This window comes from Yoonia sp. (assembly GCF_042093035.1).
In the GTDB taxonomy this organism is placed as follows: domain Bacteria; phylum Pseudomonadota; class Alphaproteobacteria; order Rhodobacterales; family Rhodobacteraceae; genus Yoonia.
Genome location: NZ_JBELFI010000184.1, coordinates 1 through 3,194, shown reverse-complemented (window position 1 = coordinate 3,194; position 3,194 = coordinate 1). Strand labels below are relative to the sequence as shown.

At 57.4% G+C, this 3,194-nt stretch carries 3 protein-coding genes and 1 tRNA gene; 1 reads left to right on the top strand and 3 read right to left on the bottom strand.

The features are described from left to right. Nucleotides 1-867: hypothetical protein (locus ACFDSS_RS14285; RefSeq protein WP_375256385.1), on the bottom strand; the 867-nt coding region annotated here is incomplete at its 3' end. A gap of 43 nt (nucleotides 868-910) precedes the next feature. Continuing rightward, nucleotides 911-986, bottom strand: a tRNA-Trp gene (locus ACFDSS_RS14280). A gap of 126 nt (nucleotides 987-1,112) precedes the next feature. Between ACFDSS_RS14280 and ACFDSS_RS14275 the strand changes: the two genes are divergently transcribed. Continuing rightward, nucleotides 1,113-1,802, top strand: coding sequence for a lysophospholipid acyltransferase family protein (locus tag ACFDSS_RS14275; RefSeq protein ID WP_375256384.1), 690 nt, complete (start codon nucleotides 1,113-1,115; stop codon nucleotides 1,800-1,802). Here ACFDSS_RS14275 and ACFDSS_RS14270 read toward each other — a convergent pair. Next, complete coding sequence (locus tag ACFDSS_RS14270; RefSeq protein WP_375256383.1) at nucleotides 1,784-2,950, bottom strand: CynX/NimT family MFS transporter; 1,167 nt, start codon at nucleotides 2,948-2,950, stop codon at nucleotides 1,784-1,786. The two genes, ACFDSS_RS14275 and ACFDSS_RS14270, sit on opposite strands and share 19 nt — an antisense overlap. Nucleotides 2,951-3,194 lie beyond the last annotated feature (244 nt).

The following is a 3,194-nucleotide window of genomic DNA, read 5'->3' as shown; positions in this document are numbered from 1 at the left end:
AGGCTGCAATACGCGCACACCCTGAATCTGGGCAATATGCGCCAGTTGTCGGTCATAAACGGCCGCGCTGTTCGCATGGTCCTGCTTTGTGAAACCGTCAAACCGCGGCCTGCCTTGTGCAATCGGCAGTGCCCCGCGCATCTCATAGCCGCGCTTGTGATCCGCGAGAGGCGCTTCTTGATGCAGACGGGCAACCGCAGCTTCAGATAGCCCCGGGTTTCTTTTGCGCGGTATCAGCGGCACGCAATGCGCGGCATCCTGACCAACCAATCCGGCCGCCAGTTGTCTGAAAATATGCATGTAGTCTTCATGCCGCCAGACCGTGACTCGCCCGACGCCCTCTGCCCTGCGCAAACTCGAAACCACCGCCGGCCAGTCAACGCTGGTTGTGGGATTGGCATCGCGATAGTCGCTGAAGGGGCGCACCTTGCCACCGAGCAGCATCTGACAATAGCCTGAATTCAGGTAATCAGTTGGCCTGCGCACGGCCATATGGATGTCAATTCTTTGCCCGATCGCCCCTGCAAGGGCCGCGACTTTCGGGCCCGCGTCAGGATAGCGGTGCATGAGCCCGAACCCCGCCGGATCATTTAAAGGGCCAATATAATTTTCCTCGCTCAGCACCAAATGGTGCCCATTCCGCGCCAAATCCCTGAGCCGCAGCGGCGCGCGCGCCGAAGGTCCATCGCGTAGGCCGAAGGTTGCATGAATGGATTGACCGGGTTGGCGGAAAAACTCCGGTCCAAAATACAGCACGCCATGCTCTGCCAAGGCATCCGATGCATTCAGCAAACAGCGCTGCAAATGCGACGTTGCCGTTTTATGCGCGCCGATATGAAATGCAACTGATGGCAAGGCAGATGACATGATAAGTCTGCGATCCTCCGCGCGTCTCGCCGGTGATCTGGTCTGGCAGGGGCACCAGGACTTGAACCCGGGACCTACGGTTTTGGAGACCGCCGCTCTACCAACTGAGCTATACCCCTACGACCGAGAGAGGGGTTAGTCCGAAACCAAGGCAGGATCAAGTAGGAACGTGACGCACTCTTGTGTTCAGGGCAAGAAATGCGACAACAGACGAACATGCATCCATCAAAGGCCAACTGACGCATATGTCGCTACGCAATAAGATTGAAAAGTCACCCTTTCTGGCGGCCGCACTTGCCCGACTTGCCGGGGGCTATCTTTCGTTCTGCAACCGGACCACGCGATGGGAAACCGCTGGCTTGGACGCGCTTGAGGATGCCCTGATAAAGGGGCCTGTTCTGGTCGTCGTTTGGCACAGCCGGTCAATCATGGGATCGCTGCACTGGCCTGTGACGGTGGCACCACTCTCAAGTCTTTATGCAAATTCCCCGATCGGACGGGTAGCCGGCGCATTGCAACGGCGCATGGGCCTGCATTCAATCGAAATGTCAGACAAAACCACAAATCTGGCGGCGTCTCGGATGGTTTTGAAACGGGCCAAGGACGGGGTGAGCATCGCGCTCACGGGGGACGGGCCACTTGGCCCTGCCCGCGCGGTCAAGGATGCGCCGTTGGAGTGGGCGCGCACGACGGGCATCCCGGTCTTTTGCTACGCATTTGCGACCACAAAGGCGCGACGCCTTGGGTCTTGGGACCAGATGCTTGTGCCGAAAGCATTTGGCAAAGGCGCTTATGTCTTTCGCCAGTTCCCGCATGAAGTGCCGCGCAAGATGGACGATGCGATGCGCGAAGAGATACGCGAAAAGCTGAAACTCTGGATGGATGAAACGACCGCAGAGGCGGACAAAATGATCGGTCAACCACCGGGCCCTTGATGGCGCACCTGCAAACGAAATGCCGCAAGCGATGCTGCTGCCGCAAGTGACAGACCCGCCCCGACCAAAATTGCAGCACCTGCATCATCCAGGCTTTCGGCAACCCCACCACCAATCCTTGGCGCAATCATCATCAATACGTAGTAGATCGTGAAGAATATCCCCATGCCTGTCGTGCGAGATGCTGGCGACAACACCTCTGCAGGCAATGTCATTGTCGGTCCTCCTCCGAACGCAAACAAAGCCCCAAGCACGCAGAACACGATGAACGCGCTGTCCGGCACGAAAACCGCAACGGGCATCAGCGCAGCAAAGCTCAGCAAGCTCAGGTAAATGATCGCGTCCTTGCGCCCCGTCTTGTCAGCGACAATACCGCCGAGAGGCAGGGCAATTGCAAAAATCACCATAAAAAGGCTGGTGAGTGAGGCCGCTTGGGTGAGCGCATAGCCCTCTTGCGTCAAGAACGCGGGCCCAAAGCTGAAGATCATCGCCAGTGCTGCGTTGTAAAGCGCCCAGACCACGCCTGCCAAGGTCACAGCAACGAGCGGGATCGTCGTTCGCTCGCTGGTCTTTGTAACAGCGACCACACCTTCAGGCGCGTTGTAGATCAAGGCAAAGAACAACAGGCCCGCACCAACCAAACCCGCGAGCGCCCACCATGCAAACGAAAGCCCGGCTGTGGTGGCAAGAATTGGCAGGATCAACAGCGCAAGCGCAACACCAACAGGCCAGGAATTAATGAAAATGGCCATCGCCGTGGACAGTTCTTTTGATGCGAACCAATCAACAACCATTTTCGTCATGACCACATTCAATATGACACCCCCCGCACCGACAATCAGGCGCCCAGCCGTGAAGATGTTCCAATCCTTTGTAAGGGCGATCAAAACGCCCCCAGCCAACATCAGCACCAGTCCCACAGCCACAATACGCTTGTCGCCAAAACGGGCGGCGACAGCACCTCCGGGAAGGGCAAAAAAGATGCCGGGGGCAAAATACAGGCCGATCAGAAAGCCTATCTCAGACAGTCCAACGTCAAAGTTGTCGATGATAAGGGGTGACAATGCAGCGACGGACTGGAATTGAAACGCCATGGTGAGGCGGGCAAAGAACAAGACGGCGAGAATCAGCCAGCGGTTTGTTGTCATGAGGAAACCTGACGCGTGCGCACTGTTCTGACAAGTGCTGTTTAACAATGAGCCGCGGTTCGGATCAGGGCAGTGTGCGTGGGCGGCAATCGACCCACTGGGTCAGCGTCAAAGCAAAAGGCCGCCGCATTTCTGCGACGGCCTTTCTTTATTCATAACGTCTGCGTGGGTTCTCGGTGATTGCCTGCGGCATTCACCTGCCACCCACCAGGAGCGTTTGGGCTAGAGCCCAAGCCGCTTCTTA

Bases quoted from the DNA above. Each gene is read 5' to 3' on its own strand.
- ACFDSS_RS14275 (WP_375256384.1), top strand. From the start codon at position 1,113: ATGTCGCTACGCAATAAGATTGAAAAGTCACCCTTTCTGGCGGCCGCA.
- ACFDSS_RS14270 (WP_375256383.1), bottom strand. From the start codon at position 2,950: ATGACAACAAACCGCTGGCTGATTCTCGCCGTCTTGTTCTTTGCCCGC.